Source organism: Kitasatospora sp. HUAS MG31 (assembly GCF_040571325.1).
GTDB lineage: Bacteria > Actinomycetota > Actinomycetes > Streptomycetales > Streptomycetaceae > Kitasatospora > Kitasatospora camelliae.
The window spans coordinates 6,959,511-6,983,805 of the sequence record NZ_CP159872.1 but is presented as its reverse complement, the minus strand read 5'-3'; the positions used below and the strand labels follow the sequence as shown (position 1 = coordinate 6,983,805).

The following is a 24,295-nucleotide window of genomic DNA, read 5'->3' as shown; positions in this document are numbered from 1 at the left end:
CGCAGACGGCCTGCCCCGCAGGGACCCTGACGGTCCGTCCGGCGGGAACCTTCCTCGCAGGTGGGGCGTCGGTTCCGTCGGAACACCCGATCCGACCAAGGAGCACCCCATGTCCGTCACCCTCAGCGAGGAGATCATGCTGCTGTCGCTGGACGACGTGTCCGGCACGGCCAAGGACCGGCTCACGGTGGGCTGGCCGGTCGTCGGCGGCATCCTCCTCGACCTCGCCCTCCGCGGCCGGATCACCGTGACCAACGGCGTTTTGGCGATAGCCGACCTGACCCCGACCGGTGAGGCCCTCCTCGACGGGCGCCTGGAGATGCTCGCCGCGTGGATCCCGTCCAAGCGCAAGCCCAAGGTCGGCGACTGGATGATGAAGGACCAGCAGAAGGCCGTCGCCGCCGCGGTGGAGAGCCTGTGCCGGCGCGGCCTGGTCGCCGAGGAGCGCCACAAGCTGCTCGGCCTGTTCCCGGTGAAGCGCTACCCGGAGGTGGACGGCTCGGTGGAGCGCGAGCTGCGCGCCCGGCTGAAGGCGGTGGTCCAGGCGGGTGCGCACCCGGACGAGCGGACCGCCGGCCTGATCGCCCTGCTGCACGGCTCCGGCCTGCACCGGCTCGCCTTCCCGGGCGTCCCGGGCAGGGAGGTCAAGCCGCGGATGGCCGAGATCGCCGCCGGCCAGTGGGCGGACGGCGCGCTCCGGGAGGCGATCCAGGCGGCCCAGGCCGCGATCCTGGCCGCCACCACGGCGGCCGTGGTCGCCGCCAGCGTGAGCTGACCACCGTGCGCTGACCACCGACTCGCGGAGACGACGGGCGGTCTAAACTGCCCGCCATGGACGCCACACCGCAGGAGCGGCTCGAACGACTCATCCGCCTCGCCGCCGGGAGCTACCTGCTGGTCACCACCTTCAAGAAGGACGGCACCGGGGTGCCCACCCCGGTGTGGGTGGTCCGCGACGGCGACGCGCTGGGCATCTGGACGGTGGCCGACTCCTGGAAGGTCCGCCGGATCCGCAACCGCCCCGACGTGCTGGTCGGCCCCTGTGACGTCCGGGGCAACCCGACCGGCGAGCAGGTGCCGGGGGTCGCCGAGATCTGCACCCCGCAGAAGACGGCGGCCTACCGGACCCTGCTCCGCCAGAAGTACGGCCTGCTGGGCGTCCTGACCCTGCTCGGCAGCAAGGTCCGCCGCGGCAACGACGGCACCGTGGGCATCCGCATCACCCTCACCGACTGAGGCACGGGGCCCGGGCGGCTATCGCAGCCGCCGCAGCCCCTCCCGCAGCCGCCGGGCGTCCCGCAGCCGCTGCTCGTACCCGGCGCCGAGCGCCAGCAGGAGCAGCCCGGCCACCGCCAGCGGCACCCAGCGCGGCAGCAGCCCCAGCACCTGGACCACCGTGGGCGCCAGCTCGTGTCCCGCCGTCAGCAGCAGGGCGCCGCCGCCCAGCAGCAGCGGCGCCTGCAGCCGGAGCCGCACGCCCACCACGGTCGCCGCCAGCGCGCCCGCGCCGAGCAGCAGCGGCCGCAGCCAGTGGCCGTCCGACCCGAGCGCCAGCACGCTGGGGACCAGGCCGAGGCCGAGCCCCGGCCCGTACCCGGCCCAGGAGGACAGCGCCGGGTCGCGGCGGTACCGCAGGTGACCGACCGCCAGCGCCGCCGCCGCCAGGCCGAGGGTGTACGCCTCGGGCGTGGTCACGCCCCACAGCGCCAGCCGGATCCAGGACGAGGCCAGCAGCAGGCCGGTGGCCACGCCCCCGGCCACCGCCCGCCGGTCGGCCCGCAGCGCGACCGCCGCGGCCCCCACGCCGGCCGCCGCCAGGGCGAACGACAGCACCCCCGGGGTCCCGGCCGTCAGGGCCAGCGCCACCGCGGCCAGCGCGCACCCCGCGCCCTCCACCGCCCAGGACACCTGCCGCAGCGCGCTCCCGTCCGTACCCGCCTCCGCGCCCGCCTCCGCACGCGTCTCCGTGCCCGCCCGGCGGGCGAGCACCGCGGCCACCGGGACGGTCCCCACGGCCACCCCGAGCAGCAACAGCCCGAGGGACGGCTGCGCCAGGCCCACCGTGTCGCCGACCGCCGCGGCCTCGGCGCCCAGGGACACCACCGCCCCGACCGCCGCCACCGCTGCGGCCGTGGCGGCGCTCGCCCCGCCGCGGACGGCGGCCCGCCACGCCACCACCGCGGCGAGCACCGTGCACAGGCCGAGGGCGGTGATGGTCGCCGCCCGGTCGGCGGAGGCCCAGGTCAGTGCCAGCGCGTCGGTCACGCCGAGCCCGGCCCACGCGGCCGGCAGGCCGGGCCGCAGCGCGACCGCGCCGGCCGCCAGGACGGCGAGCAGCAGCGCCCAGCCCATCGACACCCCGTACGGCAGCCCGGCGGCCGGGGCGATCAGCAGCACCGCCGGGAGGCCCGCCACCACGGCGACCGCCTCGGCGACCCCGGCCGGCAGGCGGACGGCCCGCAGCACGGCCAGCGCGCCCGCGGCCACGGCGATCAGCACCAGGCCGACCAGCGCCGACCCCGGCACCGGCCAGGACGCCTGCCAGTCCCGGAACGACCCGCCGTCCGGGGCCCAGGCGGCGGGCGCGTGCCCGAGCGGCACCAGCGCGGCGGCCAGCGCCCGCGGTACCGCCGCCAACGAGGCCAGCCCCAGCACCGCGCCAGCCGCGGCCAGCACCCCGGCCCAGGCCTGACCCTCCACCGGCTCGACGACCGGCTCGACCGCCCGCCCGTCCACCGGCTCGGCCGCCCGCTCGGCCGTCCGCCGCAGCGCCGCACCCGCGCCGATCACCAGCAGCGTCGCCGGCAGCCCGTACGCCACCCCCGCCCAGTCCGCGGGAAGCAGCGGGCGCAGCGTCCCGCCGGCGGCGGCGAGCACCGCCACGGCGGCCCCGGCCGCCGCCGCGAGCCGGCCCTCGCGCGGCAGAGCGGTGAGCCGGAGCGCCACGCCCGTCCCCAGGCCTGCCAGGACGCCCAGCGGACCCCAGGCCGCCAGGGCGCCCGCGAACCCGCTCGCGGTCACCGATCCGAGCACCGCCACCGCGCCGCCGCTCAGCGCCCACACCACGGCGAACCCCGCCCCGGCCCGTCGGAGGATCGGTCCGCCGAGGCGTCCGTCCGCCTGCCGCTCCGCGCCGACCAGCAGCACCGTGTCCAGCACGGTCCCCGCGACCATCGCCGCCGCATACGCCTGCACCTGCTCCACCCCGGCCGCGGCGAGGGCCAGCAGCGCGGGAAGCCGGGTCAGCAGGAAGCCGGCCGCCAGCGGGAACCGCAGTCGCTGCGCCCAGCCGTAGGCCGCCGACCCGGCGGCGAGCAGGGCGGTGGCGCCGGCCCAGTAGCCGAGGCCGTCGGTGGCGTCCAGCCCGCCGAGGCCCGCGGCCCGGGCGGCGTAGCAGTCCAGGACCAGGAAGCCGAGCCCGACGGCGGCCGCCGCCTCCGCGGTGGCGGTCAGCCGGCGCCGGCGCAGCGGGGAGGGCAGCACCAGGGCGACGGCGGTGAGCGCGAACAGGACGGCGCTGCGGCCCGCGATGCCCAGCCGGCCCCAGCTCACCACGGTGAACACCAGGGCGGCCACGCTCACCAGCAGCCCACCGAGCACCAGCAGCACGGTCTGCGCCGACCGCCCGGAGACCTCGGCCGCCCCAACGGCCGGCCCGCCGGCCCCGACCGGGTGCCGTGCTACGAACGCGGGCGCGCCCCACACCGGGGCGGGGTCGGGAACGTCCCGGCGGGCACGCAGCCCGGCCAGCAGGTGGTCCCGCCGCAGCAGCATCGCGCCGCGCTGTTCGTCCAGCGCGCGCAGGGCGATGACGACCTGCCACAGCGCGGCGGCGTCGGCGCCGGTGAGCGGCAGCCGGCAGTGCGGGCACCGGGCGTGCGGCCCGGGCCCGAGGTCGGTGCCGCAGTCGGGACAGGGCGCGGCGTGAGGGCTCGTCATGCCTGAGAGTGTGCAGGTCCGGCCCGCCCGTGGACATGAGTACAGCTACTCACTTGGCACCGGTACCGGTGCCCCGTACCCTCGCGGCGTGATCCTCACCGTCCCCGTCCGCCCGCGACCCGCCCTCCGGGCCCCGTCGGCCCCGCGGCGGCCCTGCGCTCCGCCCTGACGCCCCGGGCGCGCCTGGCGGTCTGGCCGGACCTCACCGACGACCGGCCGCACCTGCTCGGCCTCCTCCGCCGCTCCGACCGCCCGCTGCTGGTCGTCCGGCACGCGGACGGCGCGACCCTCGCCCGGGTCGCCGAGGAGTGGCTGCTCGACGACGACCGCTACCGCACCGGCGACGAACTCTTCGCCCTGGTACCGCTGCTGCCGGTCGACCGCGACCCGCTGCTGGCGGCCGTACTGCCCGACCCGGACGGCGAGGTCCGGGCCCGCTGGCGGACCGACCCGACGGTGGCCGACCGGCGCCGGGACTTCCTGCTGACCGTCCGGCGCGGCGAGGTCCGCACCGGCGTGGTCGCGGCCACCCCGAACTTCGGCGTGTTCGTCCACCTCGACGGGGAGCTCGGCCGCGACACGGGGTTCATCCAGGTGCCCGAACTGGCCTGGGAGCACGTCGAGGACATCGGGCAGGTGGTCGAGGTCGGCCGGCGGGTCCGCTGCGAGGTGCTGTCGGTGGACCTCGACCGGGAACAGGTGTCCCTGTCCCTCAAGGCCCTCCGGCCGGACCCGTTCCCCCGCTTCCTCGCCACCCACCCCCTCGGCTCGGTCCTGCCGGGACGGTCACCGGCCTGGTGTCCTTCGGCGCCTTCGTCCGCGTGGCCCCGGCCGTCGTGGGCCTGGTCCCCCTCGACGAACTCGCCCCCCGGGCCGTGCGCGTCGGCGACCGGGTCCAGGTCACCCTCACCGCCGCCGACGGCCCCACCCGCCGGATCACCCTCTCCCTCCGCCCGCCGACCGCGTAGCGGCTGCGGACCCGCGCACACCGCCCGCCGGATCCTTGACGGATAATCAGCATGCGCCGTCCACAAGGCCGGAGTAGCGTCAGCGCCCATGACGACGCCCCTTCCTCCCCGCCTCCGCCCCGCGTACGACGCCGACGAGCGGACCCAGCTCCTCGGCTGGCTGTCCATGCAGCGCGCGGTCGTCCACTGGAAGTGCGCGGAGCTGTCCGACGAGGACGCCCACCGCGCGCTGCTGCCCACCTCCCCCGGGATGACCGTGGCCGGGCTGGTGTCCCACCTGCGCTGGGTGGAACACCTGTGGTTCGAGGTCGTCCTGCTCGGCGGCGCCAAGGAGGGCCCGCTGTTCAAGGAGGACGTCGAGGACGCCGAGATGCAGGTGGACGGGATAGCGCTCACCACCCTCCTCGACGAGTACCGGCAGCAGTGCGAGCGGTCCGACGAGATCATCGCCGCCCACGGCCTGGACGACACCGGCCGCCACCCCGACTTCCCCGCCTCCGCGGGCAGCCTCCGCTGGATCCTGTTCCACATGATCGAGGAAACCGCCCGCCACGCCGGCCACTTCGACACCATCCGCGAACTCCTCGACGGCGCCAAGGGCTACTACTGACCGTTCCGCGACCCGGGGCCCGGCACCCGTCCGGGCCCCGGGCCCACCGTCACGGCCTCAGTGGCCGGCGGCCTGCTCGTCCAGCCGCGCCAACTCCTCCGCCGTCAGCCGGATACCGCCCGCCGCCACGTTCTCCACCAGGTGCTCCGGGCTGCCCGTCCCGGGGATGGCCAGGACGTGCGCGCCCTGTTGCAGCGTCCACGCCAGCCGTACCTGCGCCTCGCTCACCCCGCGCCCGGCCGCCACCTCCCGCACCCCGGGATGCTCGGCCGCCGCCTCCCCGGTGTCCCCGCCGCTGCCCGCGATCGTGAAGAACGGCACGAACGCGATCCCCCGTTCCCCGCACGCCCGTAGCACCTCCCCTCCGGCCTCGGTCCGCGCGCCCAGCCCGTACCGGTTCTGCACGCACACCACCGGCGCAATCGCCAACGCCTCATCCAGGTGCGACAGTTGCACGTTCGACACACCCAGGTTCCGGATCAGCCCGGCGTCCCGCAGCTCGCTCAGCGCCCCGAAGTGCTCGGCGATCGACCCGCTGCCCCGGGTCCGCAGGTTGACCAGGTCGAGGTGGTCGCGCCCGAGCTGCCGCAGGTTCTCCTCGACCTGGCCGCGCAGCTGGTCGGGGGTGGCCCACCACCACTCACCGGACGGATCACGCCCGGGCCCGACCTTGGTGGCGATGACCAGGTCCTCGGGGTACGGGCCGAGAGCCCGGTTGATGAGCTCGTTGGCGGAGCGCAGCGCGGAGAAGTAGAAGGCGGCGGTGTCGATGTGGTTCACGCCGAGGTCGACGGCCCGCCGCAGCACGGTGATCGCCCGCTCGCGGTCGCTCGGCACGCCGGCGCTGAACGGCGCGCTGCCGGTGAGCCGCATGGCGCCGAACCCCATCCGGTGGACGCGGAGGTCGCCGAGTTCCCAACTGCCCGCGTTCGCCGCGGTGATCGTCTCTATACCCATGATCGAAGTCTTTCACGGCCGCGCAGGAACGCCCGCCCCGATCCACCGGTTCACCCGGCTCAACCGGCGAACTGACCACCGCTCACCAGCGGCGGAGCCACCAGCGCCACCTCCGGCACCTCGGCCGCCCGCTCCCGCGCCCACGCCGCCAGCGCGGCCGCCTCGATGCCGTACGGCGGCGCGGCCGTCCACCCGGCGAGGCCGTCCGCGGCGCGGTCGAGCAGCGCGGCGGCGCCCGTACCGTTGCCGCGCGCGGCGTGGGTCAGGCCGACGGCGAACTGCGCGAGGGCGCGCCAGAGACCGCGCTCCTCCTCCGGCCCGGACTTCCACCGGTCCTCCAGCACCTCATGGGCGTGGAACGGCCGGCCGGCGTCGATCAGCCGCTGCGCCTCGGCCAGCGTCTGCGGCCCGGAGCGCAGCACACCCTCCGGCTGCCGCATCACCCCCTGGGCACCGTACGGCAGCGGACGTCCCAGCCCGTCCCGCGGACGTCCGCTGCGGGCCCGGCCCGCGGCGTCCCGATCGCGCCCGGGTACCCGTCGCGGCGCGGACGCCGGGGGCGCCCCGCCGCCGGGGAGCGCGCCGCAGTGCTCACACGCCTCCGGCCCGGGCCGCTCCCGCAGCCGCCCACACCCCTCACACACCCGCTCCAGCCAGCAGACCGGCTCCCCGCCCTCCACCATCGGATCGCTCATGATCCGATTCTCCCCCACCGCACCCAGCGCAATCGGCAAACCCCCGGAGGCGCGGGAACTGCGCGAAAACGGAAGCGCACCTCCGCAGAGCCGCCCACCCACAGCACCCCCACCCACGGGCAACCGTCACGGCACGATGTCGTGCGCGATGGCGAACCGCGTCAGGTCCACCCGCCGCCGGGAGCCGATCTTGTCCCGCAGCCGGTCCAGGTGCGAGTGCACCGTGTGCTCGCTGATCCCCAGCCGCTCGGCGATCCCGTGGTCGGTCTCGCCGTCGGCGACCAGCCGCAGGATCTGCTTCTCCCGCTCGGTGAGGTGGAAGGTCGCGTCCGACCACGACCGCACCGCGAGCGCCGCCGACACGTACGCACAGCCCGACGCGATCAGCCGGACCGCCGCGACCAGCTCCTGCTCGCCGGCCTGCCGGCTCAGGCACCCGCGGGCGCCGGCCTGCATGGCGGGTTCGATGTCGGCCTGCAGGCCGGAGCAGAGCACCAGCACCTTGGCACCCTGTCCGGCGAGCCGGTGGACGGCGGCGGACAGGTGCGAGGGCTGGGCCTGCAGGTCGAGCAGGACCACGTCGACGTCGTCCAGGTGTTTCTCGACGTCGTCCACCGATCCGACCTCGGCCGTGGGGACCAGGTCGGGGGCGGCGTCGGCGACCTGGGCGAGGCCGAGCCGGAAGAGGGGGCAGTCGCTGACGACTGCGACACGGGTCGGTTCGGTTGTCATGCGGGTCCTCGGCGTGGACGGCCGCGCCGGGTGGCGGCCGTTCGACAGGGCCACCCGCCCGACCCCGGACGGACCACCCTCCTGCCTCCAGTCTTCGCCCTCCCCGCCCGAACGTCGCGCGGAGCCGTCGCCCACCCCGCGCACACCCACGCGCCCGCCCCGAGCCCGCCCCGAGCCCGCCCCGAGCCCGGGGTAGCACGGCCCCGCCCGCCGTGGGTTTTTCGACCCTGTCCGGCCTCCTCGGCCCGGACGAGACTGACCTGGGGCGTCCCGGCAACCACCGTCCGCACCCCGCCATCGGCACCCCACCGTCCGCCCATCCGTGCGCACCCCACCCCCTACCGCCCAGTACCCATCACCCACCGTTCCCGGCGAAGGGATGGTCACCATGTCCGGCAACAACGGTCACGCCATACCCGCACGCGGCGAGGAGGAGAGACTGGTCTCCTCGCTCCGGCAGTTCGTCAGAACCCAGGGGGCGAAGTTCCTCCAGGACCCGAACGTCACCTCGATCGGCATCGGCCGCCGCAGCTCCGGTCCGGACGAGGGCCGGCTCGCCGTCCAGTTCACCGTCGGCACGAAGGTGACCCCGGAGGGCCTGGCGGCCCTCGGCACCGAGGCGTTGCCCTCCTCGGTGGTGGTGGACGGCGTGGAGGTCCCGACCGAGGTGATCGAACGCTCGTACGCCGTGCACTTCCGTACGGTGGCCGAGACGGCGAGCCCGGCACGCAAGACGCGGCTGGACCCGGTTCCACCGGGCGTCAGCATCGGCAACGCCGGCAGGCGCTCCGCGGGCACCCTCGGCTGCGTGGTCTTCGACCGGACGGACGGCACACCGTACGTGCTGACCAACTGGCACGTGCTGCACGGGCCGGACGGCCGGATCGGGGACCCGGTCGTGCAGCCGGGCGCCCATGACGACAACCGGGTGGAGCTCAACCGGCTCGGCACGCTGGTCCGCTCGCACCTGGGCGTGGCCGGGGACTGCGCGGTGGCGTCGATCACCGACCGTCGCTTCGATCCGGCGATCATGGACCTCGGCGTGGTGCCGGAGGAGCTCGGCGAGCCGGAGCTGGGCGACCGGGTGGTCAAGAGCGGCCGGACCACCGGCGTGACCCACGGCGTGGTGCGCCGGGTGGACACCATCGTCAAGATCGACTACGGCGGCCAGGTCGGCGAGCAGGCCATCGGCTGCTTCGAGATCGGCGTGGACCCGGCCGACCCGCCGGACGACGGCGAGGTCAGCAGCGGCGGCGACTCCGGCTCGGCGTGGATGTTCGCCGACCCGGGCGGCCGTCCGACCCGCGTCCTGGCCGGCCTGCACTTCGGCGGCGAGACGGGCGACAACCCGGACGAGCACGCCCTGGCCTGCCTGCCGGCGTCGGTGTTCGAGAAGCTGGAGATCAGCCTGAGCGCCCCGGCCCCGGAGGCGCTGGAGGCGGTCGCCGGGTACGACGCCGACTTCCTCGGCGTCCGGCTGGAGGTCCCCGAGCTGCATCCGAAGATCGAGGACGACGCGGTGGTGCTGGACGGCTCCACGGAGATCCGCTACACCCACTTCTCGCTGGCCCACAGCCGCTCGCGCCGGTTCGCCCTCTGGGTGGCGTGGAACGTCGACGGCGGGACGATCAAGAAGCTCAACCGCAGCGGCATCCCCTTCGTGAAGGACCCGCGGCTGCCCTTCGACGTCCAGGTGGGCGACGAGCTCTACCGCGGCAACCGGCTGGACCGCGGCCACATCGCCCGCCGCGCCGATCTCCTCTGGGGCGGTCTGCCGGCGGCGAAGAAGGCCAACCGGGACTCGTTCTTCTTCACCAACATCACCCCGCAGATGGACGACTTCAACCAGAGCGCCCAGGCGGGCGTGTGGGGCCGGCTGGAGGACGCGGTCTTCGAGGACGTCGACGTGCAGGACCTCAAGGTCAGCATCTTCGGCGGGCCGGTGTTCCAGGACGACGACCGGCTCTACCGCGGGGTTCGGATCCCCCGCGAGTTCTGGAAGGTCATCGTCTTCGTCGAGGACGGGCGGCTGCTCGCCCGGGCCTTCCTGCTCACCCAGAACCTCGACCAGTTGGAGGCCCTGGAGCTGGACGAGTTCCGGGTCTTCCAGATCAGCCTGAGCGAGCTGGAGGAGCGGGTGAACCTGCGCTTCCCGGTCGCCCTGCGCCGGGCCGACGACCTGGCCGTGCCGGAGTCCGCGGAGGCCCGCCGGCCGCTGTCCTCGACGGCCGACATCCGCTGGCACTGAGACCGGTCGGTCCGAACCGCCCCGGGCGGCCGCGGACCCGCGCCCCGATCGGGTGAGGGCCGCGGTCGCCCGCCGTGCCGGCTGATCATCACGCCGTTAGAGTCGACCGCATTCCCCCAGGTCGACCCCGAGGAGAACCATGGTCGGCAAGCTCCTGTTGGTCACGGCGCTCGGAACCGTCGCCGGGACGGCCCTGCTGGTGGGCGGCCCCCCGTCCTCGCCCCCCGCGGAGGCCGCGGACACCCCGCGGACGGAGATGTCCATCGTCTCGGCGGCGATCGACCCGGAGATCCCCAGCCGGGTGCGGGTGGAGCTGGTCTAATCCTGCCCGGTCCCGGACGTCGAACGTTCCCTCAACACCTCGGTGGAGCAGCGCGATCCGGAGGACGCGGCGAACATCGCCTTCGGATCCACCAGGACCGCGCCCGCCACCGTCGTCTGCGACGGCACCGAACGGCCGCTGTCGGTGGTCGTCCAGTCCAAGACCGGCAACTGGATCCCCGGCGTGCCCGCCGTCCTGGCCACCACCGTCACGAACATCGGCGCCAGCCCGTCGGCCGCCGCCGACGCCCGCAAACTCCCGCTGGACGTCGGCCCGCTGACGGTACCCGCCCCGTCCCCCTCCGCCAGCCCGCAGCCGAACACCGAGCCCGGCACCGACACCGGCACCGAGCCCGACACCGACACCGGGTCCGACACCGGGTCCGACACCGGCACCGAGCCCGACGCCGACACGGGGTCCGACACCGACACGACCCCGAGCGACGTGGTCAGCCCGACCGCCGACAGCTCCCAGCTGCCGTAACCGCTCGGCGAGTCGGCCGCGCCCTGCCGCTCGGCGCCCCCTGGACGGCCGACACTGGACACCGACCGCCGCCCTCCCCCGAGCCCGTCGGCGGTCCGCAGCCAGGGACGGAAGGACGCGGGATGCCCCACAGCCGGACAGCAGCCGGCCACCGAGCAGTGGCGACCAGCGACGGGCCCGCCCGGTGACCGCCCCCGCCCCCGAGGGCGGCGCGGCCGTCGGCACCGAGGCCCCCGACGGCACCCCGGCGCCGGACCGCCGCCGCTGGCAGGCCCTCGCGGTCTGCCTGGTGGCCGGCTTCATGACCCTGCTGGACGTCAGCATCGTCAACACCGCGCTGCCCTCGGTCCGCGCGGGCCTGGGGCTGTCCGAGAGCGGCCTGCAGTGGGTCCTCGCCGGGTACTCGCTCGCCTTCGGCCTGGTCCTCGTCCCGGCCGGTCGGCTCGGTGACGCCCGCGGGCGCCGGCCGGTCTTCCTGGCCGGTCTGGCGCTGTTCACCGCGACCAGCGCGCTCGCCGGCGCCGCCCTCAGCGAGACCTGGCTGGTGGTCGCCCGGATCCTCCAGGGCATGGCCGGCGGTCTGCTGGTCCCCCAGGTGTCGGGCTTCATCCAGCAGTTGTTCAGCGGCGACGAACGCGGCCGCGCCTTCGGCATGCTGGGCACCACCATCGGCTTCTCCACCGCGGTGGGACCGGCGCTCGGCGGGCTGCTGATCGCGGTGTTCGGCGCCGGCGAGGGCTGGCGCTGGGTGTTCTACGTCAACCTCCCGATCGGCCTGCTGGCCCTGCCGTTCGCGCACCGCGTCCTGCCGCCCCCGCCCGTACGGGAGGACGGCCCGGTCCGCCGCGACTTCGACCCGCTGGGCGTGCTGCTGCTGGGCGCCGGCACCCTGCTGCTGCTGTTCCCCTTCGCCCAGCAGCAGTGGACCGCCCCCGCCAAGTGGCTGCTGCTGCCGGCCGCCGCCACGGTCCTCGCCCTCTTCGCCCTCTGGGAGCGCCGGTACGGGCGCCGCGGTGAACCGCTGGTCAGCATGTCGCTCTTCGAGGCCTCCTCGTACACCCTGGGGACGCTGGTCTCCCTGGTCTACTTCGCCGGGTTCACCGCGGTGTTCTTCGTCGTCACCCTGTACCTGCAGAGCGGGCTGCACTACAGCGCCCTGGCCGCCGGCCTCGCCATCACCCCGTTCGCCCTCGCCTCCGCCGTCTCCTCGACCTACGGCGGCCGGATGGTGCGGCGGTACGGGCGGATGCTGGTGGCCGGCGGGCTCACCCTGGTGGCCGTCGGGCTGAGCCTGGCGGTGGTGGCCGTGCACCTGTGGCCCGGCCCCGGGGTGGGCTGGGCGACGGCCCTGCCGCTGCTGCTGGCCGGCGTGGGCAGCGGCCTGGTGGTCTCCCCCAACCAGGTGCTGACGCTCAGCCAGGTCCCGGTGGCCCGGGCGGGAAGCGCCGGCGGGGTCATCCAGACGGCGCAGCGGATCGGTTCGGCGGCCGGGATCGCCGCCGTGGGGTCGGTGTTCTTCGGCCGGCTGGCGCACCACGGCTCCTGGGCCTCGGCGCTCCAGTTGAGCCTGATCGTGGTGGTCGGCATCGTCCTGGTGGCCCTCACGGCCGCCCTCGCGGACGTCCGCGTCCGCCGCCCCGACACCCTCTGACCCCCCCGGCGCCCCCGGGGCGCGGAGCGGGGAACCGCGTGGAGTGGACCGGCCTCCGCCGTCCGCCCCACGCGGCTCCCCGTGCCCTATCGGCCCGCTGGGCCGGGCCGTCCTCACGTCAGCGCGAGGATCTCCGACATCGCCGTGTGCAGCACCGCCTCCGGCGCGCCGGAGGCGCCCTCGGAGCGCCAGGCCACGAACCCGTCCGGCCGGACCAGCACCGCACCCGCCGCGCCGACGCCGTACGCCGCCGCGAAGTCGGCCCCGCCCTCGGGCGCCAGGTCGGCCTCCGGCGAGGAGCCGACCAGGTAGCGGTCGAGCGGGACGCCGAGTTCCTTGGCCACCCGCTCGGCCGCGGCCGTCCAGGCGGATCCGTCCGGCCCGGCCAGCAGCACCAGGTGCCGCTCGAACAGGTCCAGGGTGGAGACCCGGACGCCAGCCCGGCTCAGCCACAGGTGCGGCGCCCGGGTGCCCACCTCGCCGGTGGCGGCGAACCGCTCGGGGATGGTGGGCGCCGAGCCGTCCGCGCCGACCAGCGCCCCGGTGGTGTACCGGTAGCCGAGGGCCACCGAGAGCACGTTGGTCTGCCGGCCGCCGCCGGGAGCCGCGTCGAAGCCCGGGTGCTTGTGCTCGGCGGAGCGGACGGCGGCGCGCGCCGCGGTCTCCGCCGCCACCGGGCGCCGCTCGGGGCCGTAGCTGTCGAGCAGGCCGGGACCGGCCCAGCCGCCGAGCACCGCGGCGAGCTTCCAGGCGAGGTTGTGGGCGTCCTGGATGCCGGTGTTGGAGCCGAACGCACCGGTGGGCGGCATCTCGTGGACCGCGTCGCCGGCCAGGAACACCCGGCCGGAGGAGTACCGGTCGGCCACCCGCTCGGCGGCGTGCCAGGGTGCCCGCCCGGTGATCTCCACCTCCAGGTCGGGGACGCCGGCGGCGGCCCGGATGTGGGCGATGCAGCGCTCGTCCGTGAAGTCCTCGACGGTCTCGCCGCGCTCGGGGTGCCAGGGGGTGTGGAACACCCACTTCTCGCGGTTGTCCACCGGAAGGAGTGCGCCGGCACCCTGAGGGTTCGTCAGGTAGCAGGCGATGAAGAGCCGGTCGCCGACCACCTCGGCGAGCCCCTTGGCCCGGAAGGTGACGCTGATGTTGTGGAAGAGGTCGCCGCGGCCGCTCTGGCCGATCCCGAGCCGCTCGCGGATCGGGCTGCGCGGGCCGTCCGCGGCGACCAGGTAGTCGGCGCGGACGGTGCTGCGCCCGCCGGAGGCGCGGTCCAGCAGCTCGGCGGTGACACCGTCGCCGTCCTGCCGGAAGCCGGTCAGCTCGGTGCCGAACCGGATGTCGCCGCCGAGCCGCCGGGCGTGCTGCAGCAGCACGGGCTCCAGGTCGTTCTGGCTGCACAGGCACCAGCCCGACGGACTGAACCTGGCGAGGGCGCCGCCCGGGTCGATCTCCCTGAAGAGCCACTCCTGCTCGCCGCCGGCGAGGGTGTGGGCCTGCAGGATGCCGTGGTTGTCGGCGAGCACCGAGGCCGCCTCGCGGATGTCCCCCTCCACCCCGGCGACCCGGAAGAGCTCCATGGTGCGCAGGTTGTTCCCCCGTCCGCGGGGGTGCCGGGAGGTCTCCGAGTGGCGCTCCACCAAGAGGTGCGGGATACCGAGCCGCCCGAGGAAGAGCGACGTGGAGAGGCCGACCAGGGAGCCGCCGGCGATGAGGACCGGGACCCGGTCGTCGATCTGTGTGTTCATCAGTTCTGCTCCGTCCGTGCGGACACACGTGTGTCCGGCCGTTGATGAATGCCCCGCGGCGGCCCCGACCGCGGGGTGCTTCGCTCGGATGGCTGCGAACTGTCGCGCCTTCAGCGGCCCGCCACCACGATCGAGCTGACCCCACTCTCGATCACCGACGGGAAACCCCCCGATGACTCTGCTGTCCGAATCCACCGACGACCGCCTCTCCACCCCGCAGGACTCCCGCCTGCGGGTGGTCCTCTTCTGCGACATCCAGGAAGGCCAGCAGGACCGCTTCCTGGACGCGTACGAGCAGCTGCGCTACCAGGTGTCCGCCGTACCGGGGCACATCAGCGACCAGCTGTGCCAGTCCATCGAGGACCCGTCCCGCTGGCTGATCACCAGCGAGTGGGAGAGCGCCGAGCCGTTCCTGACCTGGGTGGACAGCCCGGCGCACCGGGAGATGGTCAAGCCGCTGCACGGCTGTGTGCGGGACACCCGTTCGCTGCGCTTCAGCGTGATGCGGGAGACCTCGGGCCGCCGGGCGGTGGACAGCCAGCTTCCGCCGCTGGCGGCCGGCCAGTCGCACCCCGGGGTGGCCCCGGCGCCGCGTCCCGGCCCGGACGGGATCATCCGGCACGCGCTGACCTTCACGGTGAAGCCCGGCACCGAGAAGGAGGTGGCCCGGATCCTGGCCGGCTACTCCTCGCCCGCCGCCCGGGTGGACGACACCACCCGGCTGGTCCGCACCTCCCTCTTCATGATCGGCAACCGGGTGGTCCGGTCCGTCGAGGTGGAGGGCGACCTGGTGGCGGCGCTGCGGCACGTGGCGAGCCAGCCGGAGGTCCGGGCCGTCGAGGAGGCGATCAACCCCTACCTGGAGGAGGCCCGCGACCTCGGCGACCCGCTGGCCGCCCGGGACTTCTTCATGCGCGCCGCCCTCCCCGCGGTGCAGCACCACGCCCGGTCGGCCGAGCCGGCGCGCGAGGCGGTCCGGCATGCGTTCTGCTACCCGGTACGGACCGGGTGCGGTGCGGCCACCGCAGAACTGCTGGCCCGTCAGGACAGCGAGGCGGTGGACGACCCGGCCTCCCCTGTGGTGCGCAGCACGGTCTTCCAGCGCGCCGACCGGGTGGTCCGAGTGGTGGACCTGACGGTCGACCCGGAGGCGGACCCGCAGGCCGCGCTCGGCATCGCGGGGCCGCGGGCGGCGGCCGTGCTGGCGCGGCTGGTGGACCTCGCGGCCGGTGAGGACCCGACCGACCGGGAGGGACCGCGCCGCCTGGTCGGCTCCTGGCGGATGACCCCGGTGACCGACCGCCGCGCGCCGGGCGCCTGATCCCGTCCCGCTCCTCCCCCACACCTCCCCCGCGCCGGCCCCGGCGCGGGGGCCATCCCTGCACCATTGAGAGGAAGCCCCATCGTGACCACGGAGATCCCACGCGTCGTACACGTGGACGACGCACCCCCGAACACCCGCCGGGGTGGCGACCTGCGCGCCATGCTGACGCCCACCCTGTGCGGGGCGACCAGCGGGTTCATGGGCCTGGCGATCGTCAAGCCCGGGGACCGGATCGCTGAGCACTACCACCCGTACTCCGAGGAGTTCGTCTTCGTCGTCTGCGGTGACCTGGAGGTGGACCTGGACGGGACGCCGCAGCGGCTGACGGCCGATCAGGGCCTGATGATCCCGGTCGGGATGCGCCACCGCTTCCGCAACGTGGGCAGCACCGAGGCGCGGCTGGTCTTCCACCTCGGCCCGCTGGCCCCTCGTCCCGAGCTGGGGCACGTGGACACCGAGGAGACCTCGCAGGCGGGCCCGCCGGAACCCGTCAAGGCCACCCGGTGACCCGCCGGGTTGCGGTGACCGGAATCGGGGTGGTGGCTCCCGGCGGCATCGGCGTCCCCGCGTTCTGGGACTTGCTGACGTCGGGGCGCACCGCGACCCGGGGCATCACCCTGTTCGACCCGACCGGCTTCCGGTCCAGGATCGCGGCCGAGTGCGACTTCGACCCGGCCGCGCACGGCCTGGACGGGGCCGACACCGTCCGCAACGACCGGTACGTGCAGTTCGCGCTGGTCGCCGCCGCCGAGGCGGTGGCGGACAGCGGACTCGACCTCGCCGCGGAGGACCCGTGGCGGGTCGGGGTGTCGCTGGGCACGGCGGTCGGCGGGACGACCCGGCTGGAGCACGACTACGTGCTGGTCAGCTCCGCCGGCGCCGACTGGGGCGTCGACCACCGCCCGGCGCAGCCGTACCTGGAGCGGGCGTTCTCGCCGAGCGCGCTGGCCTCCTCGGTGGCCGAGCGGTTCGGCGCCCGCGGCCCGGTGCAGACGGTCTCCACCGGCTGCACCTCCGGTCTGGACGCGGTCGGGTACGCGGCGACGGCGGTCGAGGAGGGACGGGCGGACGTGATCATCGCGGGCGCCTGCGACTCCCCGATCTCGCCGATCACCGTGGCCTGCTTCGACGCCATCAAGGCCACCTCGGCGCGCAACGACGACCCGGAGCACGCCTCCCGGCCGTTCGACGCCACCCGGGACGGCTTCGTGCTCGGCGAGGGCGGCGCGGTGCTGGTGCTGGAGGAGCTCTCCCGGGCCCGCCGGCGCGGCGCCCGGATCTACGGGGAGCTCGGCGGGTTCGCCACCTTCGGCAACGCGTACCACATGACCGGTCTGACCCAGGAGGGGCGGGAGATGTCCGAGGCCATCGACCACGCCCTGGCGCACGCCCGGGTGAACGGCGAGGACGTGGGCTATGTCAACGCGCACGGCTCCGGGACCAAGCAGAACGACCGGCACGAGACCGCGGCGGTGAAGCGGTCGCTGGGCACGCACGCGTACCGGACGCCGATGAGCTCGATCAAGTCGATGGTGGGCCACTCGCTGGGCGCCATCGGGGCGATCGAACTGGTGGCTTGCACGCTGGCGTTGCACCACGGCGTGGTCCCGCCGACCGCCAACTACACCGAGCGGGACCCGGAGTGCGACCTGGACTACGTCCCGCGCACCGCCCGCGAGGTGCCGCTGCGCCACGTGCTGTCGGTGGGCAGCGGGTTCGGCGGCTTCCAGTCCGCCGTGGTGCTCAGCCGTGAGGGGGCGGTCGCATGACCGGGTCCCGTCGGGCGGTGGTGACCGGGATCGGCGTGATCGCGCCGAACGGGGTCGGCACCGACGACTTCTGGAAGGCGGTCCGGGAGGGCCGCTCGGCGCTCTCGGTGATCGACCGGGAGGGCTGCGGGCACCTGCCGCTGCGGGTGGCCGGCCTGGTCTCCGGGTTCGACCCGGCGGCCTTCGTCGAGGAGCGGTTCCTGGTCCAGACGGACCGGTTCACCCACTTCGCGATGGCGGCCGCCGGCCTGGCGCTGGACGACTCGGGGCTCTCGCCCGCCGACCCGTTCGGCGTCGGCGTGGTGACCGCGGCCGGCTCCGGCGGCGGCGAGTTCGGCCAGCGCGAGCTGCAGCAGCTGTGGAGCAAGGGGCCGAGTCACGTCGGCCCGTACCAGTCCATCGCCTGGTTCTACGCGGCGAGCACCGGCCAGATCTCCATCCGGGGCGGGTTCAAGGGCCCGTGCGGGGTGGTGGCCTCGGACGAGGCCGGCGGGCTGGACGCGTTCGCGCACGCCGCGGGAGCGGTGCGGCGCGGCACCGACGCCGTGGTGGCCGGGGCCGCCGAGGCGCCGATCGCGCCGTACTCGATGGTCTGCCAGCTCGGATACCCGGGGCTGAGCACGGCCGTCGAGCCGGAGCGGGCGTACCTGCCGTTCGACCCGGACGCGGCCGGGTTCGTCCCGGCCGAGGGCGGTGCGCTGTTCACCGTGGAGGCCGAGGAGGCGGCCCGGGCCCGCGGGGCCCGGATCCGGGCGGAGATCGCCGGGCACGCGGCGACCTTCACCGGCGGGGCGCGCTGGGCCGAGTCCCGGGACGGCCTGGCGCACGCCGTCCGCGGCGCGCTCGCCGAGGCGCGGCTGGCGCCCGACGAGGTGGACGTGGTCTTCGCCGACGCGCTCGGCGTCCCCGAGGCGGACCGGGCCGAGGCCCTGGCACTCGCCGACGTCCTCGGACCGCACGCCGAACGGGTCCCGGTGACCGCGCCGAAGGCCGGCATCGGACGGGCGCACTGCGGGGCGCCCGCGCTGGACGTGGCCGCCGCCGTGCTCGCCCTGGAGCACGGGATCGTCCCGCCGACCCCGCACGTCACCGCCTGCGCCCACGACCTCGACCTGGTCACGGGCTACCCCCGCACCACCGAACTGCGCACCGCCCTGGTGCTCAGCCGCGGCCTGATGGGTTCCAACTCGGCGCTCGTGCTGCGCCGTTCCAACTGACCACTTGCCAGGAGGCAACCGATGACTCCCGAACTGACCTACTCCGAACTGGCCGCGCTGCTGAAGAGCCGGGCCGGGATCACGGTCGATCCGATCGACCTGGAACGGCCGGGTGTGACCTTCGAGGAGTTCGGCGTCGACTCGCTGGGCCTGCTCGGCGTGGTCGGCGACCTGGAGAACCGCCGCGGCACCCCGATCGCCTCCGGCGCGGAGACCAGCAAGTCCCCCGCAGATTTCCTCGAAGCCGTCAACTCCTCCATGAAGGCTGGTGCCTGAGGTGCCCGGACACACCGACAACAGGATCGTCATCGCCGCTCCCGTCGACCTGGTCTGGGACATGACCAACGACCTGGAGAACTGGCCGCAGCTGTTCAGCGAGTACGCCTCGGTGGAGGTGCTGGACCGCACCGGGCAGCTCACCCGGTTCCGGCTGACCATGCACCCGGACGAGAACGGCCAGATCTGGAGCTGGGTCTCCGAGCGCGAGACCGACCGCGCGAAGCTGTCCGTCCGGGCCCGCCGGGTGGAGCCCGGACCGTTCGAGTTCATGAACATCCGCTGGGAGTACGAGGAGACCCCGGAGGGCACCGTCATGCGGTGGGTGCAGGACTTCGCGATGAAGCCCACCGCGCCGATCGACGACGCCGGGATGACCGACCGGATCAACGCCAACTCGAAGATCCAGATGGCGCTGATCCGGGACAAGGTCGAGCTGCGGGCCGGGCGGGGGTGACCGGGGTGTACCGCTCGCTCATCGTCGCCCGGATGAAGCCGGACTCCGCCGACGGGATCGCCACGGTGTTCGCCGACTCGGACCGCGGCGAGCTGCCGCAGCTGATCGGCGTGCGCGGGCGCAGCCTGTTCCAGTTCGGCGACGTGTACCTGCACCTGATCGAGTCCGACCGGCCGGCCGGCCCGGAGGTCGCCCGGTACGCCTCGCACCCCGAGTTCCGCTCGGTCAGCGAGCGGCTGTCGGTGTTCGTGGACGCCTACGACCCGGCGACCTGGCGGGAGCCCAAGGACGCGATGGCGCGCGAGTTCTACCGCTGGGAACGTCCGCCCGGCCGGTAGTCGTGAGGACGGCGGGCGGTCCGGATGGCGGGCACCGAGAGGTGCCCGCCTTCGCGCGTGCGGAGCGGCCGTTCGCACCTGACACGGCGGAGGCCGCGTCCCCGGGGTGGGACGCGGCCTCCGCCGTGGTCGGCCCGGACGGTCAGTCGGGGACGGCGCACTCGAAGGCGTGCAGGTACGGGTTGACCGGCGAGACCGCCTCCAGCCGCAGGCCGGCCTCCTCGATCAGCGTGGTGAGGCTGGAACGGGTGTGCTTGGCGCCGCCGACGTTCAGCAGGAGCAGCAGGTCCATGGCGGCGGTGAACCGCATGGACGGCGTGTCGTCCACCAGGTTCTCCACGACCACCACCCGGGCGCCGGGCCGCGCGGAGGCCATCACGTTGCGCAGGGTGCGGCGGGTGGAGTCGTCGTCCCACTCCAGGATGTTCTTGATCAGGTAGAGGTCGGCGTCCACCGGGACGGCGGTGCGGCAGTCGCCGGGCAGCAGGGTGGCGCGGTCGGCGAACGCGCCGCCGGGCCGGAGCCGTTCGTCCGCCTTGGCGACCACGCTGGGCAGGTCGAGCAGGGTGCCGTACAGGTCGGGGTGGCGCTCCAGCATGCTGGCCACCACGTGGCCCTGGCCGCCGCCGATGTCGACGAACGTCTTGACGCCGGTGACGTCGAGGAAGGCGGTCATGTCCTGGGCGGACTGCCGGCTGGACTGGGTCATCGCCCGGTCGAACAGGGCGGCCGACTCCGGGGCGTCGTCGTGCAGGTAGGTGAAGAACTCCTTGCCGAAGATGTCGGTGAACACGTCGCGGCCGGTGCGCACCGCGTCGTCCAGCCGGGACCAGGACTGCCAGGTCCACGGCTCGGTGCACCACAGGGCGATGTAGCGCAGGCTGCCGGGCTCGTCCTCGCGCAGCAGGCGGGAGAGCTCGGTGTGCCGGTACCGGCCGCCCTCGGCCTCCTGGAAGACGCCGTAGCAGGCGAGGGCGCGCAGCAGGCGGCCGAGCGGGCGGGGTTCCACGCCGAGGGTGACGGCGAGTTCGGCGGGGGTGGCGGGGCTGTCGCCGAGGGCGTCGGCGAGTCCGAGCCGGGCGGCGGCACGGACGGCTCCGGCGCACGCGGCGCCGAAGACCAGTTCCCTGAGGATCATGGACGGCGGGGTGCCGACCTGGGTCGCGGTGGCCATGACACGGCCTTTCTGGAGGTGGTGGGGAGTGTGGTGTGAGGCGGTCAGCAGCGGCCGGCGGGCTCGGAGACCTGGCAGACGTTGCCGGCGAGCACGTGACCGGTCCCGGTGTCGCGGTCGGCCAGGTCGGCCGGGCCGTTGGCGCTCAGCTGGTTGCCGGTGACGGTGGCGCGGGCGTTCGGCATGCCGACCACGCTCTTGTAGATCACGATGCCGCCGGACATCGGGGAGGTGCCGGTGTTGCCGACGACCTGGTTGTCGGCCACCGTGACGTCCTCGGTGCCGGTGAGCAGGATGCCGGTGCCCTGGATGAAGTCCAGCCGGGGGTTGGGCGGGCAGTAGCTGTTGTTGGAGGCGACCACGTTCCGGCGGACCGTCAGGGCCCCGGCGCGCGGCACGCCCTCGTCGCCGACCACGAACACGCCGCCGCAGTTCCCGGTGACCAGGTTGTCCTCGACGGTGAGGGCCCGCGTGCGGCGCAGCACCACGCCGATCCGGTTGCCGGAGAGCAGGTTGGCCTCGACGGCGGTGCCCCGGGTGTCGAGGGCGCCGCCCTCGTGTTCCACGGAGTTGGCGATGAAGATGCCGGCCTGGCCGTTGTTCCGGGCCTCGTTGCCGATCAGCCGGGACCGGACGGACATCTCCTCGCTGATGCCCTGCTGGAGGTTGTGGTGCGCGAGGACGTCCCGGACCACCAGGCCGTCGGTTCGGGAGGCGTTGAGGCCGTTCTTGGTGAAGCCGGTGACGGCCAGGGACTCGACGGTGACGCCGGTGACCGGGGCGCCGGGGAGGCCGGTGACGCACAGGCCGTGGCCGGCGCGGGTGCAGGCCGAGGGGGTGCCGCCCGCCGGGGTGGCGGCGGCGTCGAAGACCGTGGCGTCGCCCTGCCCGCGCAGGGTCAGGCGGTCGGTGGAGATGGTGACGCCGCCCGGGTAGGTGCCGGCGGCCAGCTCGATCACGTCGCCCGGACGGGCGGCGTCGACGGCGGCCTGCACGGATTCACCCGGGCGGACCTGGTGGACGACCCCGTTCGGCGCGCGCTCCGGTTGCGGAGCGGCGGCGGCCAGCAGGGCGGGGACGGTGGCCGCGGCCAGCAGGGCGGCGGCGATGCGGTGACGCTGTGGGGAAATCATCGTCAGAAGACCGGTTTCCAAAGGTGATCGGGGAGGGGGGTTCAGCAGGTCGGCGGTCATGATCCGCCGATTCGACGCTAGGGGCGGCTCCGACGGCCTGCCACTTCTGCACAGCCGGTCGGGCGGCCCCGAAAACCCGTTCGCTCACCCGATCGGACCTGAGGGCGGCCCGTTGCGCGGCCGCGCCGGCCGATCGGGCCGACCATGGCGGTATGGCTATCTCCCACGCGCACATCGAGACCCCCGACCACCGGCGCCCCGGGCCGCAGCCCGTGTCCGAGGCCACCGCCGTCGACGACACCGACGGCGTCGAGTCCGCGGACGTGGACCTCTTCGCGGACGACGAGGACGTCATCTTCCGCTCGGTCAACTGAGCCTCCGCTGACCGCCTCCCCCCGGCCCGGCCCGGCGCCCCAGGACCCGGGCCGGCGCGGTCCCCCCGCTCCGCCCGGGTCCGACGTCCGCATCGTGGTGGTCCTCGGGGTGCTGACCGTGACGGCCGGCGCCGTCGACGCCACCGCCTTCCTCGGACTGGGCCACGCCTTCGCGGCGCTCGCCACCGGCAACCTGCTGCTGCTCGGCTTCGCGGCCGCCGGCGCGCAGGACATCTCGCTGGTCCGTCCGCTGCTGGCGCTGGCCGGGTTCACGGTCGGCGCGGCGGTCGGCGACGCGGCGGTGGACTGGCTGCGGGACCGCGGCCGGCGGTGGTTCGTGCTGGCGCTGCTGCTGGAGGCCGCGTTCCTGTGGACCGCCGCGGGCTACGCGCTGTCCGAGGACGCGGCCGGCCGGCCGGACTCGCGGCAGTCGGCCGTGGTGTTCCTGCTGGTGGCGTTCGCCATGGGGTGGCGCAACCGGGTCACCTGGGAGGCCAGGATCCCGGACATGCCGACCACGCTGGTGCAGATGTCCCTGGTCAAGATGGTGGTCGACGCGATGTCGCTCGGGCGGGGCGGCGGCGGGCCGGCGATGCCGAAGGTCCGGCGGCTGGCCACCGTGGTCGGCATGTTCGCGGGGGGTGTCTGCGGGGCGGCGCTGGTGCTGAACCTGGGGGTGGGCCCGGCGCTGGGGGTGATCGCGGGGTCGGTGACCGGGACGGCGCTGCTGTACGCGGTCGGGCCGTGGCTGCGGCCGCCCGCCGCGAGGCCGCCGGACTCCGGGTGGGAGGGCCCCGGCTCGACGGACCCGGGACCGCCGGGACAGCTGGGGGCGCGGGGCTGAGCACGGCCGGCCCGGGGCGCGGCCGGTCCGGGGCGCGGCCCGTCCGGGGGCGCGGCCGGTCTCACCCGGGGTGTTCGAGGCCGATCGCGCGGAGGACGTCGGCCAGCCACACCAGGTGGTGGCCCACCGCGCGGTCGGGGTCGGCGACCAGGTCGGCCAGGTGCCGCCAGGACGCGGAGAGCTGACCGATGGTCAGGGCGTCCGGCTCGGTGGTGGGGTCGTACAGCCGGTCCGGCGGGACGGACCAGAAGTCGTCCTGGTCCAGGGGCACGCTCCGGGCGACGGTGGCCGCCTCCAGGCGACGCAGCAGCAGGTCGACGGCGGTGCGCAGTTCGGCGAGGGGGATGCGCAGGGGCTCAGTGGTCATCGGGTCCGCCCCGGTGCGGGTGGGCGTCCTTCGGCCGGGAGCGGTGGGTCTGCCAGGCGGCGACCGCCTGGGCGCGGGTGCCGTCCGGGTTGCGGGCGTGCCAGTCGCGGAGGAAGCGGTTGAACTCGAACTGCGGGGCCGGCTCCTCGGCCGCGAGGGTGCGGGTGTCGTGCCAGTGGCGGACGGCGTCGGCGAGGGTGCGGCCCGGGTTGTCGGCGATGAACGCCCGCATGGGGGCGTCGAAGTGGAACGACGGCCCGATCTCCTGCCGGAAGTGGGCGCGCAGGACCTGGCTGCATCGCTGGCCCTCGGGGATGACGGTGGATCCGTCCACCGGCGCGGTGAGCTGGGCCGCCGTGGTGCTGCGGCGGCGGGGTGGCGGGGGCGGCAGGGGGCGGCCGTCCAGGGCGGCGGCGAGCCGGTCGGTGAGGGCGAGCTTGCCGCCGCCGCGCGGGAGGTCCAGCTCGCGGGCCAGCGCGGTGAGCTCCTGAAGGGTCCAGTACCAGCGGAGCAGTTCCTCGCCGTCCAGCGCGCGGGTCAGCGGCGGGCGGGCGCCGGCGGCGGGTTCCTGGTGCTCGTTCACGGCGGCCATTGTGCCGGGCCGGAAGGGCGGGAAGTCGGGTGGGGCGGCGCGACCACCTGGTCCGGGGGTGGTGGTCACACGGGTCTCCTTCT

The 24,295-nt window shown here is 74.9% G+C and carries 26 protein-coding genes and 1 pseudogene; 18 read left to right on the top strand and 9 right to left on the bottom strand.

Annotation, left to right across the window (positions count from 1 at the left end; translation table 11 throughout):
- Window positions 1-109: 109 nt before the first annotated feature.
- Both ABWK59_RS31450 and ABWK59_RS31445 read left to right on the top strand, forming a co-directional pair.
- Window positions 110-775, top strand: coding sequence for a GOLPH3/VPS74 family protein (locus tag ABWK59_RS31450; RefSeq protein WP_354644054.1), 666 nt, complete (start codon window positions 110-112; stop codon window positions 773-775).
- Between the two features lie 56 nt (window positions 776-831).
- On the top strand, window positions 832-1,236 hold the full coding sequence (locus ABWK59_RS31445; RefSeq protein ID WP_354644053.1) for a PPOX class F420-dependent oxidoreductase: 405 nt from the start codon (window positions 832-834) through the stop codon (window positions 1,234-1,236).
- Between the two features lie 18 nt (window positions 1,237-1,254).
- On the opposite strand, the gene ABWK59_RS31440 is transcribed toward ABWK59_RS31445, so the two are convergent.
- Entirely contained in the window at window positions 1,255-3,939 is a 2,685-nt protein-coding gene (locus ABWK59_RS31440; RefSeq protein WP_354644052.1) for an SCO7613 C-terminal domain-containing membrane protein, read from the bottom strand.
- A 456-nt stretch (window positions 3,940-4,395) separates the two neighbouring features.
- Between ABWK59_RS31440 and ABWK59_RS31435 the strand changes: the two are divergent.
- From ABWK59_RS31435 to ABWK59_RS31425, 3 genes and pseudogenes are all read left to right on the top strand, one after another.
- Window positions 4,396-4,596, top strand: a pseudogene (locus ABWK59_RS31435) (S1 RNA-binding domain-containing protein); the annotation flags it as partial.
- Window positions 4,548-4,907, top strand: a complete 360-nt coding sequence (locus ABWK59_RS31430; protein ID WP_354645163.1) for a S1 RNA-binding domain-containing protein — start codon at window positions 4,548-4,550, stop codon at window positions 4,905-4,907. The pseudogene ABWK59_RS31435 and the gene ABWK59_RS31430, both read left to right, overlap by 49 nt.
- 88 nt (window positions 4,908-4,995) lie before the next feature.
- Entirely contained in the window at window positions 4,996-5,517 is a 522-nt protein-coding gene (locus tag ABWK59_RS31425; protein WP_354644051.1) for a DinB family protein, read from the top strand.
- A gap of 57 nt (window positions 5,518-5,574) precedes the next feature.
- Here ABWK59_RS31425 and ABWK59_RS31420 read toward each other — a convergent pair whose 3' ends face one another.
- From ABWK59_RS31420 to ABWK59_RS31410, 3 genes are all read right to left on the bottom strand, one after another.
- A complete protein-coding gene (locus ABWK59_RS31420; RefSeq protein ID WP_354644050.1) occupies window positions 5,575-6,474 on the bottom strand; it encodes an aldo/keto reductase in 900 nt (299 codons plus the stop codon).
- A gap of 59 nt (window positions 6,475-6,533) precedes the next feature.
- Window positions 6,534-7,169 (bottom strand): DUF309 domain-containing protein, encoded by a 636-nt coding sequence (locus ABWK59_RS31415; protein WP_420492877.1) that lies wholly within the window; start codon window positions 7,167-7,169, stop codon window positions 6,534-6,536.
- 126 nt (window positions 7,170-7,295) lie between these two features.
- Window positions 7,296-7,901, bottom strand: a complete 606-nt coding sequence (locus tag ABWK59_RS31410) for a response regulator transcription factor (RefSeq protein WP_354644049.1) — start codon at window positions 7,899-7,901, stop codon at window positions 7,296-7,298.
- Window positions 7,902-8,289: 388 nt separating this feature from the next.
- Here ABWK59_RS31410 and ABWK59_RS31405 point away from each other — a divergent pair, with 388 nt between their 5' ends.
- From ABWK59_RS31405 to ABWK59_RS31390, 4 genes are all read left to right on the top strand, one after another.
- Window positions 8,290-10,149, top strand: coding sequence for a DNA/RNA non-specific endonuclease (locus ABWK59_RS31405; RefSeq protein ID WP_354644048.1), 1,860 nt, complete (start codon window positions 8,290-8,292; stop codon window positions 10,147-10,149).
- A gap of 139 nt (window positions 10,150-10,288) precedes the next feature.
- Window positions 10,289-10,471: a hypothetical protein gene (locus ABWK59_RS31400; protein ID WP_354644047.1), complete on the top strand. Its 183-nt coding sequence runs from the start codon at window positions 10,289-10,291 to the stop codon at window positions 10,469-10,471.
- 42 nt (window positions 10,472-10,513) lie between these two features.
- Window positions 10,514-10,954, top strand: coding sequence for a hypothetical protein (locus ABWK59_RS31395; protein ID WP_354644046.1), 441 nt, complete (start codon window positions 10,514-10,516; stop codon window positions 10,952-10,954).
- Between the two features lie 184 nt (window positions 10,955-11,138).
- Window positions 11,139-12,605 carry an MFS transporter gene (locus ABWK59_RS31390; RefSeq protein ID WP_354644045.1) on the top strand — a complete coding sequence of 489 codons (1,467 nt, stop codon included), beginning with the start codon at window positions 11,139-11,141 and terminating at the stop codon, window positions 12,603-12,605.
- A gap of 113 nt (window positions 12,606-12,718) precedes the next feature.
- On the opposite strand, the gene ABWK59_RS31385 is transcribed toward ABWK59_RS31390, so the two are convergent.
- Window positions 12,719-14,347: an FAD-dependent oxidoreductase gene (locus tag ABWK59_RS31385; protein WP_354644044.1), complete on the bottom strand. Its 1,629-nt coding sequence runs from the start codon at window positions 14,345-14,347 to the stop codon at window positions 12,719-12,721.
- 172 nt (window positions 14,348-14,519) lie between these two features.
- Here ABWK59_RS31385 and ABWK59_RS31380 point away from each other — a divergent pair, with 172 nt between their 5' ends.
- From ABWK59_RS31380 to ABWK59_RS31350, 7 genes are all read left to right on the top strand, one after another.
- A complete protein-coding gene (locus tag ABWK59_RS31380) occupies window positions 14,520-15,668 on the top strand; it encodes a SchA/CurD-like domain-containing protein (RefSeq protein WP_354644043.1) in 1,149 nt (382 codons plus the stop codon).
- 84 nt (window positions 15,669-15,752) lie between these two features.
- Complete coding sequence (locus tag ABWK59_RS31375; protein ID WP_354644042.1) at window positions 15,753-16,178, top strand: cupin domain-containing protein; 426 nt, start codon at window positions 15,753-15,755, stop codon at window positions 16,176-16,178.
- On the top strand, window positions 16,175-17,440 hold the full coding sequence (locus ABWK59_RS31370) for a beta-ketoacyl-[acyl-carrier-protein] synthase family protein (protein ID WP_354644041.1): 1,266 nt from the start codon (window positions 16,175-16,177) through the stop codon (window positions 17,438-17,440). The genes ABWK59_RS31375 and ABWK59_RS31370 overlap by 4 nt, the downstream gene beginning before the upstream one ends.
- Window positions 17,437-18,657 (top strand): beta-ketoacyl synthase N-terminal-like domain-containing protein, encoded by a 1,221-nt coding sequence (locus ABWK59_RS31365; protein ID WP_354644040.1) that lies wholly within the window; start codon window positions 17,437-17,439, stop codon window positions 18,655-18,657. The genes ABWK59_RS31370 and ABWK59_RS31365 overlap by 4 nt, the downstream gene beginning before the upstream one ends.
- A 21-nt stretch (window positions 18,658-18,678) precedes the next feature.
- A complete protein-coding gene (locus tag ABWK59_RS31360) occupies window positions 18,679-18,933 on the top strand; it encodes an acyl carrier protein (RefSeq protein WP_354644039.1) in 255 nt (84 codons plus the stop codon).
- A 1-nt stretch (window position 18,934) separates the two neighbouring features.
- Entirely contained in the window at window positions 18,935-19,390 is a 456-nt protein-coding gene (locus ABWK59_RS31355) for an SRPBCC family protein (protein ID WP_354645161.1), read from the top strand.
- 5 nt (window positions 19,391-19,395) lie between these two features.
- Window positions 19,396-19,728, top strand: coding sequence for a TcmI family type II polyketide cyclase (locus tag ABWK59_RS31350; protein ID WP_354644038.1), 333 nt, complete (start codon window positions 19,396-19,398; stop codon window positions 19,726-19,728).
- A gap of 142 nt (window positions 19,729-19,870) precedes the next feature.
- Here ABWK59_RS31350 and ABWK59_RS31345 read toward each other — a convergent pair whose 3' ends face one another.
- Both ABWK59_RS31345 and ABWK59_RS31340 read right to left on the bottom strand, forming a co-directional pair.
- The gene (locus tag ABWK59_RS31345; RefSeq protein WP_354644037.1) at window positions 19,871-20,902 is read right to left on the bottom strand and encodes a methyltransferase; all 1,032 of its coding nucleotides are present in this window, start codon (window positions 20,900-20,902) and stop codon (window positions 19,871-19,873) included.
- A gap of 44 nt (window positions 20,903-20,946) precedes the next feature.
- A complete protein-coding gene (locus ABWK59_RS31340) occupies window positions 20,947-22,035 on the bottom strand; it encodes a right-handed parallel beta-helix repeat-containing protein (protein ID WP_354644036.1) in 1,089 nt (362 codons plus the stop codon).
- A gap of 212 nt (window positions 22,036-22,247) precedes the next feature.
- Between ABWK59_RS31340 and ABWK59_RS31335 the strand changes: the two genes are divergently transcribed.
- Window positions 22,248-22,409 carry a hypothetical protein gene (locus ABWK59_RS31335; protein ID WP_354644035.1) on the top strand — a complete coding sequence of 54 codons (162 nt, stop codon included), beginning with the start codon at window positions 22,248-22,250 and terminating at the stop codon, window positions 22,407-22,409.
- A gap of 109 nt (window positions 22,410-22,518) precedes the next feature.
- On the top strand, window positions 22,519-23,253 hold the full coding sequence (locus ABWK59_RS31330) for a YoaK family protein (protein ID WP_354644034.1): 735 nt from the start codon (window positions 22,519-22,521) through the stop codon (window positions 23,251-23,253).
- Window positions 23,254-23,314: 61 nt separating this feature from the next.
- Here ABWK59_RS31330 and ABWK59_RS31325 read toward each other — a convergent pair whose 3' ends face one another.
- Both ABWK59_RS31325 and ABWK59_RS31320 read right to left on the bottom strand, forming a co-directional pair.
- Window positions 23,315-23,620, bottom strand: a complete 306-nt coding sequence (locus ABWK59_RS31325) for a hypothetical protein (protein WP_354644033.1) — start codon at window positions 23,618-23,620, stop codon at window positions 23,315-23,317.
- Entirely contained in the window at window positions 23,610-24,203 is a 594-nt protein-coding gene (locus ABWK59_RS31320) for a DUF6434 domain-containing protein (RefSeq protein WP_420492876.1), read from the bottom strand. The genes ABWK59_RS31325 and ABWK59_RS31320 overlap by 11 nt, the downstream gene beginning before the upstream one ends.
- Between the last annotated feature and the right edge of the window lie 92 nt (window positions 24,204-24,295).

Bases quoted from the DNA above. Each gene is read 5' to 3' on its own strand.
- ABWK59_RS31450 (WP_354644054.1), top strand. From the start codon at position 110: ATGTCCGTCACCCTCAGCGAGGAGATCATGCTGCTGTCGCTGGACGAC.
- ABWK59_RS31445 (WP_354644053.1), top strand. From the start codon at position 832: ATGGACGCCACACCGCAGGAGCGGCTCGAACGACTCATCCGCCTCGCC.
- ABWK59_RS31440 (WP_354644052.1), bottom strand. From the start codon at position 3,939: ATGACGAGCCCTCACGCCGCGCCCTGTCCCGACTGCGGCACCGACCTC.
- ABWK59_RS31425 (WP_354644051.1), top strand. From the start codon at position 4,996: ATGACGACGCCCCTTCCTCCCCGCCTCCGCCCCGCGTACGACGCCGAC.
- ABWK59_RS31420 (WP_354644050.1), bottom strand. From the start codon at position 6,474: ATGGGTATAGAGACGATCACCGCGGCGAACGCGGGCAGTTGGGAACTC.
- ABWK59_RS31415 (WP_420492877.1), bottom strand. From the start codon at position 7,169: ATGAGCGATCCGATGGTGGAGGGCGGGGAGCCGGTCTGCTGGCTGGAG.
- ABWK59_RS31410 (WP_354644049.1), bottom strand. From the start codon at position 7,901: ATGACAACCGAACCGACCCGTGTCGCAGTCGTCAGCGACTGCCCCCTC.
- ABWK59_RS31405 (WP_354644048.1), top strand. From the start codon at position 8,290: ATGTCCGGCAACAACGGTCACGCCATACCCGCACGCGGCGAGGAGGAG.
- ABWK59_RS31400 (WP_354644047.1), top strand. From the start codon at position 10,289: ATGGTCGGCAAGCTCCTGTTGGTCACGGCGCTCGGAACCGTCGCCGGG.
- ABWK59_RS31385 (WP_354644044.1), bottom strand. From the start codon at position 14,347: ATGAACACACAGATCGACGACCGGGTCCCGGTCCTCATCGCCGGCGGC.
- ABWK59_RS31380 (WP_354644043.1), top strand. From the start codon at position 14,520: ATGACTCTGCTGTCCGAATCCACCGACGACCGCCTCTCCACCCCGCAG.
- ABWK59_RS31365 (WP_354644040.1), top strand. From the start codon at position 17,437: ATGACCGGGTCCCGTCGGGCGGTGGTGACCGGGATCGGCGTGATCGCG.
- ABWK59_RS31360 (WP_354644039.1), top strand. From the start codon at position 18,679: ATGACTCCCGAACTGACCTACTCCGAACTGGCCGCGCTGCTGAAGAGC.
- ABWK59_RS31345 (WP_354644037.1), bottom strand. From the start codon at position 20,902: ATGGCCACCGCGACCCAGGTCGGCACCCCGCCGTCCATGATCCTCAGG.
- ABWK59_RS31340 (WP_354644036.1), bottom strand. From the start codon at position 22,035: ATGATTTCCCCACAGCGTCACCGCATCGCCGCCGCCCTGCTGGCCGCG.
- ABWK59_RS31335 (WP_354644035.1), top strand. From the start codon at position 22,248: ATGGCTATCTCCCACGCGCACATCGAGACCCCCGACCACCGGCGCCCC.
- ABWK59_RS31325 (WP_354644033.1), bottom strand. From the start codon at position 23,620: ATGACCACTGAGCCCCTGCGCATCCCCCTCGCCGAACTGCGCACCGCC.